Below are 18,886 nucleotides of genomic sequence, written 5' to 3'. Positions count from 1 at the left end.
TTATTACCTCTCTAAAGATTATTGGTTTATTATGTTTTAGCTTATGTGGTTGCGGTTCAAATATAAATAAAAATGGCTGTTTTGGTTAGGTGTTTGCTGTTAAGGTTTGTTTGTTTTGTTGAAAAACGTCTCAGGAAAATGTACTTTTGTTTCATGGTTAAGCCGTAGTTTTGTTTACCGCAGTTTAGCCGTTATGCGCCGCAATTTTTTACAGGATTGCTGTGCAAAATTTAACTTTACCCTGGTTACAATAATGAAAGAAACAACCGAGGCACACGATGCCGGGCTAAAAACCACCCTTACCGGTATAGTAGTAAGCAGCATACTTGCTGTGGCTAAGGCATTGGGCGGTATTTTTGGTAATTCTTATGCCCTTATTGCCGATGCTATAGAAAGCACTACCGATATAGTAACCAGTGGCTTACTGTATGTAGGCCTTAAATGGAGTGGCAAGCCTGCCGACAAAGAACACCCGTACGGGCATGGCAAGGCCGAAGCACTTATAGCACTGGGTATAGCCCTGGCGCTTTGTGGAGCAGCTGCGCTTATAGCAGTAGATAGTGTGCATAATATAAATACTCCGCACAAGGCACCTAAGGCGTTTACGCTTATAATACTGGCAGGGGTGATTATAACCAAAGAGCTGCTGTACCGTTATGTGCTTAAAACAGGGGAAGAGCTGAACAGTGGTGCGGTAAAGGCCGATGCTTTTCATCATCGTAGTGATGCCATAAGCAGCGGTGCTGCGTTTATAGGCATTACCATTGGCATACTGGGCGGACCGGGTTATGAAGTGGCCGATGACTGGGCTGCGCTTATTGCTGCCATAATAATTGTAATAAATGCCTGGCTGATAGCCCGCCCTGCCATAGGGGAACTGCTGGACGAAAATCTGCAGCCGGAACTAATAGAGCGGGTAAAGGAACTGGCAAGCGAAGTAGCAGGGGTGGTGTATGTACAAAAGGTGCACATTCGTAAAATGGGGATTATGAACCATGCCGATATGCACGTGTGGGTTAACAAACATCTTACAGTAGAGGAGGGGCACAATATAGCCCATGCCGTAAAAGACCACATACAGCATACATTACCGCAATTTGCGTATATTCACATCCATATAGAGCCCGATGGGCACATAGATTAAGTACACCAAACCTAAAAACAAATACAGATATGAACGAAAAACGTTTTACACTTGCCAACAGGCTTATACACTGGGGCATTGCATTTACTTTTCTTTACCTTATGCTTACCGTGTTTTTGCGCATCGGCTGGATGAACAAAGGCGGAATGGCACAAACCATACAGCACAACCTGGCTGAAAAAAGCCTTACGGTAGATGACGATACAGCCCGCGGTGTTGCCGGTGCTATACGCCACCCTATGTGGGAAACACACGAACTTGCCGGTTATGTAATACTGGGCCTGTTTATAATACGCCTTATTATTACTTTTACCCAGGGTGCAGCATTTCCTAATCCGTTTAAAAAAGACGTTAGCGGAAAAGATAAGTTTAAATCATGGGTATATATAGTATTTTATGTATTGCTTGCCATGTCTTTAATTTCGGCACTGCTTATGGAGTTTGGCCCGGGCAGTATTCATCATGAAATGGAAGAGCTGCACGAAAAAGGCACCGTATACATGATAGCCTTTATAGTAATACATACTGCCGGTGTACTCCTTGCCGAAACCGGAAAAGAGCGCGGTATTATCTCTAAAATGATTAGCGGCGACAAATAAGCTGTTACCCCAATAAACATCTTTTAAAAACCAAAGTGCGGTATTGTTATGTGCCGTATCTTTGGTTTTTTGCTATTTTTACCGATATGAAAAAGATTACTGAGGCCCTTATGCGGAAAGATGCTTCTGTGCGCAAGTTGCAGTTTGACCGCGAATGGTTTTATGCCATAGACGATGTAGCTGATTACCTGGGGGAAGATTTGAGCGGTGTAGAAACCGTAACACTGCCTGTAATTGTAGATGGCGAAAGCTATAACGAAAAGTGTGCTACCTGGGAAGATATAGAACGCTACCGCAACCGTGAGCCCCTGAAGGATTATAAGGGAAGTATTTTCCGTACCCCAACTGTTGAGGTTAAGAAGGTTGTAAATAACCGTAAGAATAAATAATTATACATGACCAACCATATTAAGCAACTTGTTGCGGAGGAATTGCAAAACCCTTCTTTCTTCATGACGGGTGAGTATTTAAAAGTACTGCAACCGCTTTATAAAAATGGTTTACCTCAGGTTATTAAAGTTGACATAGACAATGTTAATGCAATTGCAAAGGCTTATGTGGTGGTTAAAGATGAGTCTTTTTATCTTCTTTTTTTGTTTGATATAGAAAAGGAGGTAGTGCTTTCATGTGTAGAAACGGCTCCTTTTGTGCGTATTAGCTACACTGCTGTTTCAAAGGAATTAGAATTAGAAGATTTACTTGGTTTAACTACTGTTTTGCCTACAACTATAATTAAAAAAGGCGAAAAATGTGGCAGGGGCTTTGAGTATGATTATAACGGACTCGAGTTTGTAAGTACCGATGACCCTGCGGATTTTTTGGATAAACTAGCCGCTTTTCTGGATGTACTTGAAACGGATAGTGAAGGAATAAAACACCTATCTGAAAAAACCTTGTGCCATGAGATTTTTGTTACCATTATCTATCATAATGATGTGGCCAGTTTTACAGGGCTTTGGCTGGAAAGTGTTTTAATGAAACGACTGTCTGAACTTAATCTTGGTCTTACATTTGATATTTATCCAAGCGGAAAAAGATTATACAGCGGTGATTAGTTTCTTCTTTATAGCCAAAAATAACAAAGCAGCCTCAAGTGGGCTGCTTTGTTATTTTAGGACTAGTCAGATTACTTGTCTTTACTTTTTCCGTTTTTAAAACGAACTTTTTCCACTACCGGAATTGGCTTTTTAGCTTTTGGTGGCGCAGCTTTTTTAAAAGGCTTTTTAGCTGGCGCCTTAGCAGCCGGTTTATTATCTGTACTTTCCTGCTTTGGCCTGGCAGTTTTTACAGCCTGTTTGTTTTGATCCAATATTACTTTTGGGTCTCTTGGGTTATCCTTAGTGCCGCGCAAGTGGATTATAAGCCCGTTAAGGAAGTTTCGTAATACCTGGTCGCCACAATCCATATAGTTAGGGTGGTCTGCATTACGGAAAAAAGCGCCCAATTCGGCTTTGGTAATCCTGAAATCAACAAGCTGTAGTATTTCTACAATCTGGTCATCGCGCAGTTGCAGTGCCACTCTTAGCTTTTTGAATATATCGTTGTTGTTCATGTACTATTTTTTGCAAAGGTAGCCTTTTTTTAATGGCGGTTAAAAAAATAACCGCCACAATGTGACGGTTATTGGGGGAACAATATATAAAGGGGGCTTAGAAGACAATGCGTTTGCTTACTTTACCGTTTACAGTATTTATTTCTACGATAAGTACCTGCTGTTCTGCTGTTAGATTACTTATTTTCACTTGAGAGTTGTTAATGCCGTTTTGGCTGTAAAGTTGCCTTCCGCGCATGTCGTAAATTGCTACACTGTTCATTAGGGTGTTACCGCTGTTTATGCCTATTGTTGCACCTTCTGTGTATACAATTACGTTGTTGTTTGTAAGGGTAGGATTATCTGTACTCAGTGCCTGAGTAGTGTAGAATACTTCAAAACGTGTATTAAATGTACCTGCCTCAGTAGTAAATGTATAATCATATTGAGTAAGATCTCTTACAAGGCCTTCTACATTATCTCTAACATAGATTTTCTGTCCTTCGGTAAAGATGCCTTCTGCATGATCCAGCGCTATTGTAAATGTACCTGCTGCTGGGGTGGTAAAGCCCACAGATACAACATCTGAGTTTTCGAAGCCCGGCCTTGCCTGTATGGCAAGTGGTGTTTCTTCGGCAATAGAATACATTACCGGCATACCGCCTTCGGTAAACTGTTTTGCATCATAGCCATAATCAATCCCCAATGTACTTTCGTTAAAGTATCCTATCATGGTTTGGCTCGCTGCGTTGTTATCGCCTGTAAGGTTCAGCCAAAAACGTGAAGGGGTTTCTGTACTGACAGTTGCGGCTGCAGCAGCCGACTTGAAGAAGGCCATTGATGCACCCGGAGTTGCACGGCGCATACTGTTTGTAAAGGTAATTTGTGGATTAGTAACACCACTTTTGGTTTTTACAAAGAAACCCTGCCCTTGCGAAAGTACCCATGATGTATTTAATCCTGAGAAGAAACTTGCCAAATCTGAACCACCACCTTCTGCAGGGTTGGCTACATACCCTGCCTGGCTTAAAGTAGCATATGTAGGATTGTTTTGGTTGTTACGTTTTCTCCACAGATAGATACCCGATGCCATGTTCATAACATCACTGTTAGCATTAAAGAAGTCAATTATACTTATTGGTGAGGGGTATGGGTTACCTATAGCAGTATAAAGATTACCTTCAGTAGATAGCGGGTACGTAATTGTTCCATTATGGGGTACTCCTGTAAACACTCCATCAAATAGGTAGTTTCCGGTTCCGTTTGCATATTCAGACGGTGTGGTTACACCGCCGTTTGTAGTGCCTGTTACATTAGCTGTAAGCACATTGGGCATACGGATAAGGAACCCTTTGGCGGTAACAAAGTTCATGGCGCTGTTTACTGTTGAGTAAAGATTTGCATTTTCTGAGTAATCGTATTTGTACTCATAGAAACGGCTGCTTGCTGTAGCCGGAGAGAAATTGAACAGGTTTTGTCCGTCTACCGGAGAAGACCATAGTGTGTAATCCAGCCTGTATAGCGGGTTGGTTGTTTTATGCACGGTTATGTTTCCTGTGTTTGTAGCATTATTAACCTGTACAAGAGCTGCGTTGTTATTAAAAGTAAGGCTACTGCCTGTGGCTACATTCACAGCATTTTGTACTGTTGCAGTATACCCTGATGGTACCACCACCTGTGCATTGTTTTGTACTGTAAGTGTACATGCAGCAAAGCTTGATGTTGCGGTATAATTTGCATTGAATATTACTGCTGTTCCGCCAGACGGGAAACCATTACTCCATGAAGTACCATCCCATATTGTAGAGCCTACAGAAAGAATAGCCACACCAGAGTAAGCTGAGCCACAGTTACCACTTTGTACTAATGCACGGAAGTAGGTTGTAGCAGAAAGTGTTCCTATTTCGTTACTACTTAGTGTGGCAGTTGTATTATTTATAGTTGTATAGCTTCCAAAATCAGCGGTTGCAGAACGTTCCCAGTGTACTACGTTTCCTGTATAACCTGTAAGGGTAAGCGCTCCAGGCAGGTCACCGTTACATACAGCCTGTGATGAAGGAAGACTACCGCCGTTTACTGCTGGAGTTACCGTTATAAGGGTTACAGTAGACGTTACTGTACTACAGGTACCGCTGCCTACCATAGCCCTGTAATAAGTATTTGTTGTTAATGCTGCCGTAGTGTAGGTTGCAGCAGTAGCATTTGATATATAACTCCAGTTACTGTTATCAGTAGACTGCTGCCATTGTATTGTACCCGAATATCCGCTTAGTGTTAAAGAAGCTGTATTACCTGAACAAATTGTTGATTGGGTTGCTGCTGTAGTACCTGCCACAGGTGTTCCATATACTGTTACCTGCATTACATTAGAATAAGTTGGGGCACAGCTCATACCTACAGGATAGGTAGCCACATAATAACGTTTTGTTCCGGCTTCGGTTACCGGTGGAGTGTATGTTGATGAGGTAGCTCCGCTTATAGCAGTCCCACCTGTTGTTGTAGTACCAGTACCATTGTTAGATGTTAAATACCATTGATATTGTGGGTTAGTGCCCGTTCCCGTAGCGGTTAATGTAGATGAGGTGCCCAGGCAGGTGTTAAAACCTGTACTCGATGTAGTGGTTAAGAAAATACTGTTTAGGTAAGCCATATTACTAAAAGCCGCACCTGTAACATTAGTAACCACACAGCGGTAAATACCGTAATCTGCCGAGGTTATATTGGTTATAGTTAGAGTAGCCGATGTGGCTCCGCTTACATTACCACCATTAGATATTGCCACACCGTTTTTTTCCCACTGATATGTAGGAGATTCGGTACCGGTAGAATTATTAGTAAGCGTAACGGTAAATGTTGCGGTACTACCCGGGCATAAATTCTGGTCTGCTGGTTGGTTAGCAATTTCAGGCGCAGGTACCTCAAAAGTATCCCTGTTGTACGCCATAAAGGCCATATCGTCAGTACCATTTGTAAGTACCTGAAAACGTTTAACAGCTGTTCTGTTAGTTTCGTTAATACCAAAATCTGAAAGTTGATACGCTAGTATGCGTATATCCCTGGTGGGCCCTCCTGGGTTTCCTACACCATTTACAGTGGCGGTGTTAAACGACTGCCCCGATGTAAGTGTAAAGAAATCACTTTTGTAAGTGCCTAACTTTGATATTGAGTACATGTTTATCTCTACAGGATTACCCACAATATTACCGTTTACATCAACAAAGCAGTAGGTGGTAAAAGCAGAATTAGTGGGGTCGGCAATTTGGGTAACCATAATATCCGGCACTCCGTCTGTTGATTTTTCTGCAACGATAGATCCTGAATCAAATGACAAAGGGCTGGTAGATGGCAGGTTTGTTAAACCTGTTCCTAATCCAAGTCCGCGTGTACCGTCTATAAGGACATCACGGGCAGAAAGGCCTACCACAGACGGAGCAGTGGATACTGATGTTGTAGCGCTACCGTCTATAAGACCTGCAAGAACAATATATACCGATGAGCTTGAAGGTACATTCCCTGAAATGCTATTAATAGGTATGGCGCGCCAGTTACCTGTTGTGTATGTTCCTGTAGTTGTAGCATTACTGCCACCTAATACATTTGTTATAGCAGTTTCGCTACCGGTACTGTACAGTGTGGTACCATATCTAAAAGCCATAAGGCTGTGTTGCAGGTCGGGCATTGTACTGTTTACAGCATAGGTCGAGCCGTTTCCACTACTCCAGTAGCCATTATAGTCTGTTATAATACGGTTTACTACAGAACTGCTTGGCGTTGCAGCGCATGGGGTAAAGGTATACGCTACTGCATTACTGGTTAATACTGTGCCCGATACTGTTTTAGATACGCTTAGGTATTTTGTTGCTGCGGCATTGCCCGTAGCTATTACTGCCGGTACCACAACCGTAAGCTTTGTAGACGAAACGTATGTAGTGCTAAGAGCCGCTACTGAGGTACCACTACTACCACTTGCATAGAAGTTTACAGAGGTGCCAGATGTAAAGTTTGTACCGGTAATAGTCATTGTGGTACGGTAAGTAACATTAGTAGGTGAAGTTGCTGTTACCGTGGGAGCTTGTGAAAATGAGGTGGTTACGCTCATTAATAAAATAAATAATGAGAAGAATTTCGTAATATTTTTCATAGGTTTTACTTGGTGTTGTTGCCACAAAAGTAGCATCAAAATCCTTTGAAATATTTTGCGCAATCGTTAAAATGCATTTTTAACCGACGAATTACACACTTTTCTATGTTTTAATTTTTTTTTAGTTAATTATTCAATTTTTAACACACAAAACTGAAGTTGTTGTAAAACAGTTGGTTAACATATGTTAGGCTTTTTGTGAAAGATTTGTGTTTAGAGTAAATATTACGAGTGTTTTACTAAGAAAATTCTGTGTAGTAACAGAATTTTACTCATTAGACCGTTTTGAAATAGGTTAATGCAAGAGCAAATTCATTCGGAGGTAATTTCCATTTCAATAATAAGTAGACTGACTATACTATCTTAGAATGAGATAGTCTTTAAATAGAAAACGGGATTGTATAAACTTACAATCCCGTTTTTTTATTCGTTGAGTCTATGTTTCTAAAAAACTATTTTTTTAGAAATCATGCCCTTTGAAGTATATATCTGAATAATGAGCAGTTGTTTTTTTGCTTCAATCGCATCTATTACTATTTCAGTAAGGTTGAGGCCTGATTTACCATGTAGTTTCCTGCCGTTAATGTCATATAAGGTAATGCCGGTAATAGTTGCAGTATCCGATTTTATATTTATGCCTCCTGCATTTTGAAATACAGTTACATTTGAATTTAGTTCCGTAACCGCATCGGTTCCTAGAGCATTAGGGGTATACTGTACGTGAAAACGGTCGTTAAACTCGCCTGCTGTGCTGGTAAAACTGTAGCTACCCTCACTTAAGTTTGTTGTAATTCCATTTAAATTGTCTTTGATATACACATTTTGTCCTTCCGAAAATACACCTTCATAATGGTTTATGTTTATAGTATAGGTACCTGCTGCCGATGCCGTATACCCCAATACAACATTACCGGAATCATTAAATTCGGGTAGTGCCTGTATAATTAAATGATAGTCTTCTACAATTGTGTAGATAGAGGTTACATTTGATTGTGGAAAAATGCTTGCATCAAAACCATAATCTATGCCTTCTGTACATGGAGACATGTATACAATAAGTGTTTGTGCAGCAATTCCTGCCGAATCTAAAATATCAAGGTATAAACGCGAAACAGTAGAAGTAGTAGTAACAGGCTGTACCTGCAAACCGGTTGTAAATACTACATTTTCAGCAGCTTTAGCTGATCCAAATGCCATAAAAAGCATTAAGAATGTAGCAATCTTAGGGGTGTATATTTTTTCCATATCTTAAATTTACTACTGTAAAATTATTAATATGGTAATATTTAACATTAAATTTACCTAAATATGCATTTTTATGCAGTTCAGCGGTTGTTTAGCTCAGTTCAACCGTTTGTCGATACTTTTTGTAGTCTTATTCTTGGTATTTTTTGCTAAAAATAAACGTTTCTTACTGTATCTAAAAAAAGCACCCGAATTTTATCCGGGTGCTTTCTATATAATATTTGCTGTGGGTATTAGCTCTTTTGTTCTTTATTAAAGTAAACCAGATAGTAGTACATCTGTTTTTCTTCGTCCCAGCCTTTTTCCACAAATTTCTCTGCACTATCTGCATTCACAAAATCCAGTTTAATCTGAATATTAGTGTCCAGGTTAATTACGTTCTTTATTTTTTTTCTGGCATCAGTTACGGCAGCATTAGCAATAGGGAAGTTAGTCACATCTTCTATGCTGTACTTAGGTGCTTTTTCTACCTTGTAATTTTTAAATTCAGGTATCAGATCCGGGTTGTCCAATACCTCATTAAGGAAAGCCGTTTCTTCAAACTCGTCGTTCTTAGCAAAATAGTTAACCGAACGGTTCATAAACATTACTTCCTCTTTTTTATCTTCAGCCGGCAGTACTACATCTTTTGCAAAGTCTTTTACAAACTGCATGTACTTCTTAGTCATAAAGTTTTCATCCTGAAAAACATCTACACTAAGAAAATGCTCCAGCCAGTAGCGGGCGTCGTAGCGGTTATGGTCTATAGTAAGTATTTTGTAGCCTTCTTCTTTTTTGTAGTTAAATATAAGGCAGCCTTTGTCCAGCTTATTAAGGTTGATACCCTGTTGCAACTTCATTTCCAGGTTAGTGCCTTCCTCGTCTACCAAAAGGAAGTCGGTTTTAATCTCACTTTTAAAAATGCCTATAGCATCTACAGGGTTATTATCTACAGTAAGGTTTGTAAGGTACAGCACATACACTTCGCCATTTTTTATATGCGGGTGGTTACTTTGCTCAAAAAGGTGTTTGGTTATTTTCTTAGATACCTCATGCGCAGCTCCGGGGTTATTAAACACTTCCGAAGCGTAGTTGTACATATCATTATAGTCCAAATCCACATCGTGGGCAAACTGGTAGTAGTTTTCTTCCTTTTCTCGAAACGGTTTAAAGAAATACTCCTTTAGTAGTGGTGTAAGCTCATCGCTAAGTGCATAAGGTGTTTCCGATAAAAATATAGCCTCACTGCGGCTTTTGTTGCCCACGCGGTGCACCGAAAGGCAATCTATATGTGCATTAAATAAGTTAATCATTTTTTAGAGCTACTTAGCTACTTAGTTGCTTAGCTTCTTAGCAAACAACATTAGCTGTCGTGTTTAATTTTATTAATAAATGACATGAGCATTATTTCAAGCTCACGAGTATTCTCGTAAAGTTTTTTGAAAGTAGCTTCATCAATATACTTAATATTATATGCTATTTCAATTTGGGTTTGTAATTCAAAAAGAGACCCAAGGGTAATACCAAAAAAACGTTTCAGTTCTATATCACCACCCCTTCCATAGCCTTCGGCAATATTACTGGGTATTGATACACTGCAACGCCTTATTTGGCTTGTAAGGCCATAAGCCTCTTCTTTAGGGAAAGCTTGAGTTACTTCATAAATTTTAGTAACTAGGACCATTGACTTTTGCCAAATGAGCAAATTCCTGAAATTTCCCATATCTAAATTTTGGTGCTTGGCTAAGGGGCTTAAAAGCTAAGAAGCTCAGACGCTTTTTCTTTTAATTCCAATTATGGTCGTCGTAACCACCTATGTCTTCAAAGCCTTCGTCGTTAAACATATCCATGTCTTCTTCGTCATAGTCGTCGTCAAACTCGCCATAAATATCATCATCCATATCTGCGCTAAACGCATTTTCAGGAGCACTTGCAGGCATTTCACCGTGAGCAAAAAGCAGGTCTGGGTACGTAGCACCTGATTCTGATTCTTCTATTGCGGCAAGTTCTACAAAGAAAGTCCACATATTAAGGAAATCGTATACATAGATAATCTTAGTAGCGTCCTCGTTTAAAATAGCGTTAAGCGGATAGTCTGCCATAGTTTTTTGCTCGCCCGGGGTATCGCCGGTGTCAAAAAGCGGAATTTCATCACCCTGGCTCCATTCGTCGTCACTGGTGTAAAAAGAACCCGGTTCCAGTCCGTCAAAGCCAAACGCATTAATAATAGCGTTATGCAGGTCTTCCAGCGTATCTTCTTCTAATATAGCTATGTCCCTGAATACATCCTCTTCAGCATCCAGGATTACCCTAAATTTGTAAACCATTTTCTTCGTAATTATTTAGGCCAAAGGTAGCCATTAATTCTATATTTCTGTTTTTGGATTTTTAGAAAAAAATAATATCGGTAATTACTTTACCTCATAAAATTCTATCGGTAATCCGTCGGGATCGGCAATGAATGTAAAGCGGCTTCCGGTAAACTCATCTATGCGAAGTGGCTCGTATGCAACGCCTTTTTCATCCAGGCATTTCAGGGTTTCCTCAATATCCGGTACCTGGAAGGCTATGTGGCGTAATCCTACTGCTTCTGGGCGCGATGGCCTTGCCGGTGGGGCAGGGAAGGAGAATAGCTCTATGACATACTCACCATTAAGGGCTAAATCCAGCTTGTACGACTGCCTTTCCTCACGGTATACCTCTGCAAGCACGCTAAGCCCCAGCACATCGGTATAAAACGTTTTTGAAACTTCGTAGTTACTGCATATTATGGCAGTATGGTGTATTTTGTGTATGTTCATAACTTAGATTTATCCCTGGCAAATCCACCATTGGTTACCAAACAGATCTTCAAATCCGCCGCTGTAACCGTAGTTTTGTTGCGTGGGTTTCATTAGCGATGTTGCTCCATGCTGCAGTGCAGCGTTGTATATGGCATCGGCATCATTTACAAATATAAACATTCCGCTTGTTTTGGTTCCCCACTGTTCGCTGCCACCGGCAAACATAATCACGGCATCGCCAATCCTTATTTCGCCATGCATTATGGCTCTTTCGCTTTCGCCGGGTACTATAAGCTGCTCTAGTGCGCTAAATACATTTTTACAAAAATCAAGAAATGCCACTGCATCATCTACAATAATGTACGGCATTACAGGCAGGTATTGTTGCGGAATGGTCATGGTACTTTAATTTTTAGTTAAATTACACAATTAAATCCGGAACAATTATTTAAGCATTACAAAATTTGGTACGAAAGCACCAGTCCATAGCTGCTGTAAAGTGCAGAACGATAAGCGTAGTTAATTAAATCACGGTTAAAAGTGTAGCGTAGCTCTGCATTAATACGTTTGTAGCTGTAACCTGCACCTGCCAGCCAGTTCAGGCGGTTTGAAAGGTCGTAGACAGTTGTGTTTTTTTGCAATTTGCCATCGCCAATATTTACATTAATAGCATAGGCAACATTTATAAACACTTTAGAACTCTGGTTTAAAAACATATAATAACGGAAACCAACAGGTATGCTTATCGATTTAAACTCGGCACTCCAGTGCTGGGGTACCTGGCTGCCCTGTGCAGGCATATTTGTTCCGTCATTTTTGTATGATGTAAAGTAAGGACTTATAAAAACCGACCATTTGTTGTTATTAAACGGTAATACCATTTCTGCTTCGCCTCCTACGTTAAATACGGCTTTAGCATCAAAATCATAATTATCAGGATACGTGCCCAGAGACGATTCCATTTTAAGGGAAGACATAGCCGCGCCTGCGGTTACCCTCAGCATAAATTTCGATTTGTTTTGATGCACAGTTTTATCTACTGCGGCTTCAGTACCTTCGACGCCGCTGTTTTTTATAAAGAAATCTTTTAACGATTCTTCACTGTATTTAACTCTTGCAAAGGCGCTTTGAGGAAGCTTTGCGTCAGCAAACAAAAATGCAAGCTGGTATTGGTAGCGTTTATTTTCCTTAACCATTTGCTCTTCTTCATATTGTTTAAACAGTAAAAGCTGCGGTACATTATCGGTGCCGGTTTTATAAAAGAACTTGCGTACGTTACCGTCTTCATAACCGTACAGCGTTGTTTTACCTTCAACAATTACTTTTAAGAAAAGTGTTTCGGTGGTATAATCAGGAGCAGGTTTGGTATCCATATACCCCACATTAGTAAGCGAGCGTTCTATTTGTACCGTATAACGTTCAAATTTATACCCGCCTGTTTCAAATGCCGATACATGGGTTATTTGTTGCTGCTTTTCGGTATCATTTTCACTAAGCTTATAGTCAAACGACGTTGGGCTATTTTTCCAGGCTACGTTTTTAATAAGGCATTCTGTTTTTGTACCGTTGTTATCTATAAAGTAACCCGGTTCAAATTTAATTTGTGCAAAAACCGCAATAGGGAAAAGCATTAGTGATAAAAGTAATTTTTTCATTGGTTAGGTTTTTATTTAGAAAATCTTGTAATTCAAAAGTAATGCTGTGCCAGAGTATTTGCTGCCCCAAAATGCGTAATTGTTCATTATTTCTCGTTGAAAATAGTAACGCATTTCTATACCTGCATTTTTATAATGATAAGCAAGGCCGGCCATTAGCCCGGAACTGTTAGTAATATCAGCCTGGTTTTGATATTCGGAAAAATTGCTGGTGCTGGAAAATTTCACTTTGTTATTACCCAGCTTAAACGAATATAGATATGCAAGACTTAACGATATTTTTGAGCCAGCATTCAGGAAAAAATGGTGCTTAATGCCCAGTGGCACATCTATACTGGTGTATTTAATATCCCAGTTATAGTACTCAGTGCTTATACCTTCATACCTGGAAGTACTTCCAGTTTGTGAATATGATTGATAATAAGGCTGTACAAATACTGACCATTTGTTTCTGTTTACAGGTAGCACCCATTCGGCTTCAAAACCCAGTTGTGGAGTTATTTTAGCATCCATATCCATGCTAACGTCTAAATTTCGGTTTGTATTTTTGGTCGTTATTAATCCGGCTCCTGCAACAACTCTAAAATTAAAGGTGTGTTTTGTTTCTGTATTTTGGGTTACCGGAAGGTTTTCCTGACCATTATATTTTAAAAATAGCTTTGTAAGTTCGCGTTCAGAGCAATTTGTTTTTTTTATAAGCTCATTATCCTTAATCTTATCATTCATCAGCCTGTACAGCTGTCCTTTGTAGGTACTGTTGTACGCTATACCATCGTCGGCTTTATAGGGTTTATATACCAGTTGCTCCGGGTTTAAACCATCCTTACTGTAAAAGAAACGGAGCAGGTTACCATCCTCATATTTATACAAAGTAGCATTGCCTGATACAAGTTCTAGAAGGTAAACGGTTTCCTGTACATAAACCGGCTGCTTCTCGTTGCTCATTTCGCTAACATCATTACTGCTACGGTCTATATTCACGGTAAAGCGCTTAAAATGATATGAACCCACACTAAATTCAGAAACGGTTGTTAGTTCATTTTTCAGGGAAGAGGCTGTTTCATTTTGTTTATAATCAAAACTTTTCGGATTGTTTTTCCACCCTATATTTCGGATAAGACATTCTGTTTTTGTACCATTGTTATCTATAAAATAACCCGGTTCAAATTTAATTTGTGCAAAAACCGCGATAGGGAAAAGTAGTAGGGATAAGAGTAATTTTTTCATTTATTGGTTGTTGTTTAAAAAATGGTGTAACTGGCAAAGGCGCCTATACCTGTAAAATTTGAGCTCCAGTTTCCGTAGCCGTTGGTAATAGATCTTTTACCAAAGTAACGAACGCTAAGCGCAAACTTTGAATAAGAAACCCCCAAGCCGGCCATATAGCTCGATTGCTTTTTTATTTCTGCATCTACAACTAACGACGGACCATTAACGTTACCCTCAGTAAAGGTTAGTTTAGAATCACCCAAGCCAGTGCTGTATACATAAGTGCCCTCTACAAAAAGTTTTGTCTTATCGTTTAAAAACATATAATAACGGGCACCTAAAGGCACGTTTATGGCCTTATAGTCCACATCCCATTTGTTGTAAGTCTGGCTGATGCCTTCGCCGTAGGTTTTAGAACTACTATTGGTATACGACATATACGACGGCGCTATAAAAAATGCCCATTTGTTTTTATTAATAGGTAGTATCCATTCTACTTCGGCACCCATTACGGCAATGGCCTTACTACCCGAATCAAATTCTTCGTCGGCATACGTAGCAAAGTCTGCTTTTAATGATGCAAGCAGCGCACCTGCAGTAACTTTCAGGTGAATTTTACCACGGCTTTTCTCTTCATTTTCAGCAACGCTGCTTTTATCAGCAGTAATGCCATTGTAAGAATTGAATAATTTTACAAGGTCTTTATCTTTATAGTCTAAGTCCTTAAAAACTGTGGCATCAACAATTTTATCCCTCATCAGCTTTTGAAGGGTACTCTTATAGGTTTTATTGTATAGGATTTTGTTGTCTTCACGATCTACTTTGCCCCTGTACATTTTGCAGATAAGCTGTTGAGGCCCTTCCATATCCGGAGTAGAATAAAAGTAGCGCAGCATTTCGCCATCATAGTATTTGTATAATGATACAGGCGCCGCAACCATTACCTTTAAAAATACTTTTTCTCTTTGGTACACAGGATCGCTGCTGGTTGTAAGATATGCTACCGCATCAGATGAACGGTCTATATTTACCGTATACTTCCTGAAAGTTTGGTTGCCTACACTTATCTCGAGTGTGTTTTCGGTTGTGGCTTTTTCTACTGCGGCATTTTCAGAAACCTTATATTCAAAGCTTTCCGGGGTTTGGTGCCAGTCGCGGTTTTTTACAAGGCATTCGGTTTTTACACCTTCGTTATTAACAATATAGCCTTGTTCAAATTTAATTTGTGCAAAAATGCTGAAGCACGGCATTAACAGTAATGCCATCAGGAGTTTTTTCATGATTTGATTGGTTTAATAAAAATGCAAATGTAACTTTTTTAGATAAAAGCATAAAAAAAGCCACCGGTTAAAGTGGCTTTGCTGTAAAATGTTTTTTAGCGTTTAAATACCCGCGTGGTGCCGTTTTGGTTCGATGCACTGGTGCTTAATACCAGGTTAGAGCCCGTTATTACATATGCACCTTCGTTTTCTCCGTTAACATACAGGTAGTTTACTCCACGATTTTTTTGAACATAATATTCGTATGTTCCTCCGGGCAGGCCGGCGTAGGTATCTGTTGTAAGTGTCATTAGGGTGGTGGTTACCGTAAGGGAATGGCTTTGGTCATTAAATAGCCATACCACAGCACCTTCTTCATATTCTATATTTGCGCCATCGGCGGCAGTAGCATTTATCAGTTTCCATGTACCGTTAAGTTCTTCAGTGTCATTATCTGCACTACATGAAGACAATGCTATACTGCAAACTACAGGTATCAGTAATTTATATAACCTCATAGGCTGTATTAGTAGTTACTTTTGTTTTGGCAGGGCTAAAATATAAAAAATAACATTACTATTTCGATTTCTCTCGTTACGGTTACATTTCGTCATGCTTATGCTACAGTTCGGTAACAATTTTTGGCTTAGCTAATAGGTAATATACATCTTTGCGGTATCAAAAACGAACCAGTTATGAAAACAATTATTACGCTATTTACATTTTTAAGCTGCCTGATAATACAGGCACAAACAACTCTTACGGGTAAGGTTACCGATGCCAAAGGCCACCCGGTGGCATATGCAAATGTATTTGTAGATGGTACTTATGATGGTGCAATAACAGGCGAAGACGGTACTTTTAGCTTTACGACCGATGCTACCGGGAGCCAAATATTGTCTATAACCTCATTAGGATTTGAAAATGTAAAGCAGCCTGTTAATATAGAAAACTATACACCTCAGGATATTAAACTTCGTGAAAGCGTTAATACGCTTGATGCCGTGGTAATATCGGCAGGTACGTTTAGTGCCGGTGATAATACCAAGGTTACGGCGCTTAAGCCCATGGATATTGTTACCACAGCAGGTTCGGCGGGTAATATTATTGCCGCCCTGCAAACCCTGCCCGGTACGCAAACGGTGGGCGAAAGCGGCAGGCTGTTTGTACGCGGTGGCGAGTCGGACGAAACACAAACTTTTGTAGACGGTATCCGTGTGGCACAACCTTACAGTGCTACGGCAAATAACCTGCCTACACGCGGGCGTTTTTCGCCCTTCCTTTTTAAGGGGATGACGTTTTCTACCGGAGGGTATTCGGCTGAGTTTGGTGAGGCGCTGTCCAGTGTTTTGCTCATGAATACCATTGAAGAGCCCGACATGGCACGTACCGACGTATCGCTTATGACGGTAGGGGCAGGAGTGGGGCACACCTCTAAATGGGAAAAAAGCTCGCTGAGTGTTAATACCTCTTATATTAATCTGCAGCCTTATCAGTGGGTAGTACCACAAAACGTATCGTGGAATAAAGCATACCAAACTTTTTCAGGTGAAACGGTTTACCGCTATAAGCTGGCAAGCGGTACCATAAAATTTTACACTGCCTTTGATCATTCTGATTTTAGCGTAAACCAGGACGACGTAAACCAACCCGAACCCATACGTACCGGTATAAACAACGATAACCTGTACATGAATACGTCTTACAAAGGTTCGCTGGGCAATCAATGGACACTGCAAGCGGGCATTGGCTATGGGTACAGCCATAATAAAATTGGTCTTGATGAAAACAGGGTGAAAAATACCGAAAACAGTGCTCACCTTAAACTTAAAGTTATTAAAGGATTTGGCAGCCGATTTAAGGTAACCTTTGGGGCCGACCATTTTATTACTGACTTTAGCGAGGACTACAATGAGCCAGCCGGATTTTCATACAACAGCGGTTACTACAATGGTATTACAGCCGGCTATGCCGAAGGCGATTTGATTTTCTCTAAAGATTTTGCGCTTAAGGCAGGTGTGCGTACTACATATAGTAGCGTAATAGGGCAGGGTGCTGTAGAACCCCGTGTAGCACTGGGCTATAAGCCCGGAAAAAAAGGACAGTTTTCATTAGCTTATGGCGATTTTCATCAAACGCCAAAGCAGGATTACCTGAAATACTTCCGTAACCTGGAATACGAAACCACAGCACACTATATTTTTAACTACATGTACAATGCCGAAGGCAAAACCTTTAGGGCTGAAGCCTATTATAAAGACTATAACAACCTTGTAAAATATGATGGTACACAGGCTGCTTACGATAGTAATTATAATAACAAGGGGTATGGCTATGCGCAGGGTATTGATTTGTTTTACAGGGATAGCAAAAGCATACGCTACCTTGATTATTGGATTTCATATTCTTATATAGACAGTAAGCGTGATTACAGAAATTATGAAAAAGAGGTAACACCATCATACATAGCACGCCACAATTTTTCTATTGTTACTAAGTACTGGATAGACAGTATGCGTTCTCAGCTCGGCGTTACCTACAGCTACAACAGCGGAAGGCCGTATGATAATGCCAATGAAGCTGCTTTTATGAACAGCCATACCAAAAGCTACAATAACCTTAGCCTTAGCTGGGCTTATCTTATCAGCCAACAAAAGATATTGTACTTTTCTGTGTCTAACGTTACGGGGAGCAATAATATATTTGGCTATACGTATGCTAACAATCCAGGAGCCGATGGTATGTATGCACGCCAGGCTATAACCCAGCCTGCAAGCCGTTTCTTTTTTGTAGGCTTCTTCTGGACGATAAGCGACAACAAAAAAACAAACCAACTGGAAAACCTATAGCCTTAAAGTTTATATAAATAGAGTACGGCACAGTGTTTACTACTGTGCCGTACTCCGTTTTAAAAATATTTAATCCCCGTATTATTGTTTATTCTTGTGGTTCGTACCAGCCGTAACGGTTGTCGCTCCTGTTGTGATTACTATGGTCGCAGTTTATATAATCGCCTGCATCATGGTGTCCTTCTTCAAATTGGTACTCATAGTTTTCCTCTTCATCCTGGCTACCGGTCCAAAGTTCTTCATTACCATTAGTGGTAAACAGGTTAAAATTGTTATGGTTTACAATCCTGCCTATCAGTAAAGGATTTCTGTTTTCAAGGTTTTTATCAGCGGTTCTCATGGCTATAGTATTAAAGTTTATTTTCGTGTTGATAATAGTTAAGGTGGCTTTACATGGTCTTCAGCTGTGGTTGTAGCACAGGCGGTATCTGTCTTTCTCAAAGAATCACAATCCTTACGCTTTATAATTTCTTAAATATGATTGTAACTTTT

At 40.0% G+C, this 18,886-nt stretch carries 18 protein-coding genes; 5 read left to right on the top strand and 13 right to left on the bottom strand.

Annotation, left to right across the window (positions count from 1 at the left end; genetic code table 11):
• Window positions 1-253: 253 nt before the first annotated feature.
• The 4 genes from ACLI1A_RS04890 (at window position 254) to ACLI1A_RS04875 (ending at window position 2,798) form a co-directional block, all read left to right on the top strand.
• Window positions 254-1,144 carry a cation diffusion facilitator family transporter gene (locus ACLI1A_RS04890; protein ID WP_411406693.1) on the top strand — a complete coding sequence of 297 codons (891 nt, stop codon included), beginning with the start codon at window positions 254-256 and terminating at the stop codon, window positions 1,142-1,144.
• 29 nt (window positions 1,145-1,173) lie between these two features.
• Window positions 1,174-1,743, top strand: a complete 570-nt coding sequence (locus ACLI1A_RS04885; RefSeq protein WP_411406691.1) for a cytochrome b/b6 domain-containing protein — start codon at window positions 1,174-1,176, stop codon at window positions 1,741-1,743.
• An 86-nt stretch (window positions 1,744-1,829) separates the two neighbouring features.
• A complete protein-coding gene (locus ACLI1A_RS04880) occupies window positions 1,830-2,132 on the top strand; it encodes a hypothetical protein (protein WP_411406689.1) in 303 nt (100 codons plus the stop codon).
• A 6-nt stretch (window positions 2,133-2,138) separates the two neighbouring features.
• On the top strand, window positions 2,139-2,798 hold the full coding sequence (locus ACLI1A_RS04875) for a DUF4279 domain-containing protein (protein WP_411406687.1): 660 nt from the start codon (window positions 2,139-2,141) through the stop codon (window positions 2,796-2,798).
• 71 nt (window positions 2,799-2,869) lie between these two features.
• On the opposite strand, the gene ACLI1A_RS04870 is transcribed toward ACLI1A_RS04875, so the two are convergent.
• The 12 genes from ACLI1A_RS04870 to ACLI1A_RS04815 form a co-directional block, all read right to left on the bottom strand.
• Window positions 2,870-3,295: a DUF1456 family protein gene (locus tag ACLI1A_RS04870; RefSeq protein ID WP_411406685.1), complete on the bottom strand. Its 426-nt coding sequence runs from the start codon at window positions 3,293-3,295 to the stop codon at window positions 2,870-2,872.
• A 97-nt stretch (window positions 3,296-3,392) separates the two neighbouring features.
• A complete protein-coding gene (locus tag ACLI1A_RS04865) occupies window positions 3,393-7,415 on the bottom strand; it encodes a T9SS sorting signal type C domain-containing protein (RefSeq protein WP_411406683.1) in 4,023 nt (1,340 codons plus the stop codon).
• 444 nt (window positions 7,416-7,859) lie between these two features.
• Window positions 7,860-8,660 carry a hypothetical protein gene (locus ACLI1A_RS04860; RefSeq protein WP_411406681.1) on the bottom strand — a complete coding sequence of 267 codons (801 nt, stop codon included), beginning with the start codon at window positions 8,658-8,660 and terminating at the stop codon, window positions 7,860-7,862.
• A gap of 233 nt (window positions 8,661-8,893) precedes the next feature.
• Entirely contained in the window at window positions 8,894-9,952 is a 1,059-nt protein-coding gene (locus tag ACLI1A_RS04855; protein WP_411406679.1) for a nucleoid-associated protein, read from the bottom strand.
• Window positions 9,953-10,002: 50 nt separating this feature from the next.
• Complete coding sequence (locus tag ACLI1A_RS04850; RefSeq protein WP_411406677.1) at window positions 10,003-10,362, bottom strand: four helix bundle protein; 360 nt, start codon at window positions 10,360-10,362, stop codon at window positions 10,003-10,005.
• Between the two features lie 61 nt (window positions 10,363-10,423).
• Window positions 10,424-10,966 carry an IS1096 element passenger TnpR family protein gene (locus ACLI1A_RS04845; protein WP_411406675.1) on the bottom strand — a complete coding sequence of 181 codons (543 nt, stop codon included), beginning with the start codon at window positions 10,964-10,966 and terminating at the stop codon, window positions 10,424-10,426.
• An 84-nt stretch (window positions 10,967-11,050) separates the two neighbouring features.
• Window positions 11,051-11,440: a VOC family protein gene (locus ACLI1A_RS04840; RefSeq protein ID WP_411406673.1), complete on the bottom strand. Its 390-nt coding sequence runs from the start codon at window positions 11,438-11,440 to the stop codon at window positions 11,051-11,053.
• A 9-nt stretch (window positions 11,441-11,449) separates the two neighbouring features.
• A complete protein-coding gene (locus ACLI1A_RS04835) occupies window positions 11,450-11,821 on the bottom strand; it encodes a VOC family protein (protein WP_411406671.1) in 372 nt (123 codons plus the stop codon).
• Between the two features lie 56 nt (window positions 11,822-11,877).
• Window positions 11,878-13,077 (bottom strand): outer membrane beta-barrel protein, encoded by a 1,200-nt coding sequence (locus ACLI1A_RS04830; protein WP_411406669.1) that lies wholly within the window; start codon window positions 13,075-13,077, stop codon window positions 11,878-11,880.
• Between the two features lie 15 nt (window positions 13,078-13,092).
• Window positions 13,093-14,304, bottom strand: coding sequence for a hypothetical protein (locus ACLI1A_RS04825; RefSeq protein ID WP_411406667.1), 1,212 nt, complete (start codon window positions 14,302-14,304; stop codon window positions 13,093-13,095).
• Between the two features lie 14 nt (window positions 14,305-14,318).
• Entirely contained in the window at window positions 14,319-15,566 is a 1,248-nt protein-coding gene (locus tag ACLI1A_RS04820) for a hypothetical protein (RefSeq protein ID WP_411406665.1), read from the bottom strand.
• Window positions 15,567-15,661: 95 nt separating this feature from the next.
• A complete protein-coding gene (locus tag ACLI1A_RS04815) occupies window positions 15,662-16,063 on the bottom strand; it encodes a hypothetical protein (RefSeq protein ID WP_411406663.1) in 402 nt (133 codons plus the stop codon).
• Window positions 16,064-16,240: 177 nt separating this feature from the next.
• On the opposite strand from ACLI1A_RS04815, the gene ACLI1A_RS04810 reads away from it, so the two are divergent.
• Entirely contained in the window at window positions 16,241-18,394 is a 2,154-nt protein-coding gene (locus ACLI1A_RS04810) for a TonB-dependent receptor (RefSeq protein ID WP_411406661.1), read from the top strand.
• Between the two features lie 88 nt (window positions 18,395-18,482).
• Here ACLI1A_RS04810 and ACLI1A_RS04805 read toward each other — a convergent pair whose 3' ends face one another.
• Entirely contained in the window at window positions 18,483-18,734 is a 252-nt protein-coding gene (locus ACLI1A_RS04805; protein ID WP_411406659.1) for a hypothetical protein, read from the bottom strand.
• Window positions 18,735-18,886: the final 152 nt, after the last annotated feature.

Source organism: Flavobacterium sp. RHBU_3, assembly GCF_046613565.1.
Classification (GTDB): domain Bacteria; phylum Bacteroidota; class Bacteroidia; order Flavobacteriales; family Flavobacteriaceae; genus Flavobacterium.
The sequence above is the reverse complement of the archived record's forward strand: the minus strand, read 5'-3'. Positions and strand labels throughout refer to the sequence as shown.

Bases quoted from the DNA above. Each gene is read 5' to 3' on its own strand.
- ACLI1A_RS04890 (WP_411406693.1), top strand. From the start codon at position 254: ATGAAAGAAACAACCGAGGCACACGATGCCGGGCTAAAAACCACCCTT.
- ACLI1A_RS04885 (WP_411406691.1), top strand. From the start codon at position 1,174: ATGAACGAAAAACGTTTTACACTTGCCAACAGGCTTATACACTGGGGC.
- ACLI1A_RS04880 (WP_411406689.1), top strand. From the start codon at position 1,830: ATGAAAAAGATTACTGAGGCCCTTATGCGGAAAGATGCTTCTGTGCGC.
- ACLI1A_RS04875 (WP_411406687.1), top strand. From the start codon at position 2,139: ATGACCAACCATATTAAGCAACTTGTTGCGGAGGAATTGCAAAACCCT.
- ACLI1A_RS04870 (WP_411406685.1), bottom strand. From the start codon at position 3,295: ATGAACAACAACGATATATTCAAAAAGCTAAGAGTGGCACTGCAACTG.
- ACLI1A_RS04865 (WP_411406683.1), bottom strand. From the start codon at position 7,415: ATGAAAAATATTACGAAATTCTTCTCATTATTTATTTTATTAATGAGC.
- ACLI1A_RS04860 (WP_411406681.1), bottom strand. From the start codon at position 8,660: ATGGAAAAAATATACACCCCTAAGATTGCTACATTCTTAATGCTTTTT.
- ACLI1A_RS04855 (WP_411406679.1), bottom strand. From the start codon at position 9,952: ATGATTAACTTATTTAATGCACATATAGATTGCCTTTCGGTGCACCGC.
- ACLI1A_RS04850 (WP_411406677.1), bottom strand. From the start codon at position 10,362: ATGGGAAATTTCAGGAATTTGCTCATTTGGCAAAAGTCAATGGTCCTA.
- ACLI1A_RS04845 (WP_411406675.1), bottom strand. From the start codon at position 10,966: ATGGTTTACAAATTTAGGGTAATCCTGGATGCTGAAGAGGATGTATTC.
- ACLI1A_RS04840 (WP_411406673.1), bottom strand. From the start codon at position 11,440: ATGAACATACACAAAATACACCATACTGCCATAATATGCAGTAACTAC.
- ACLI1A_RS04835 (WP_411406671.1), bottom strand. From the start codon at position 11,821: ATGACCATTCCGCAACAATACCTGCCTGTAATGCCGTACATTATTGTA.
- ACLI1A_RS04830 (WP_411406669.1), bottom strand. From the start codon at position 13,077: ATGAAAAAATTACTTTTATCACTAATGCTTTTCCCTATTGCGGTTTTT.
- ACLI1A_RS04825 (WP_411406667.1), bottom strand. From the start codon at position 14,304: ATGAAAAAATTACTCTTATCCCTACTACTTTTCCCTATCGCGGTTTTT.
- ACLI1A_RS04820 (WP_411406665.1), bottom strand. From the start codon at position 15,566: ATGAAAAAACTCCTGATGGCATTACTGTTAATGCCGTGCTTCAGCATT.
- ACLI1A_RS04815 (WP_411406663.1), bottom strand. From the start codon at position 16,063: ATGAGGTTATATAAATTACTGATACCTGTAGTTTGCAGTATAGCATTG.
- ACLI1A_RS04810 (WP_411406661.1), top strand. From the start codon at position 16,241: ATGAAAACAATTATTACGCTATTTACATTTTTAAGCTGCCTGATAATA.
- ACLI1A_RS04805 (WP_411406659.1), bottom strand. From the start codon at position 18,734: ATGAGAACCGCTGATAAAAACCTTGAAAACAGAAATCCTTTACTGATA.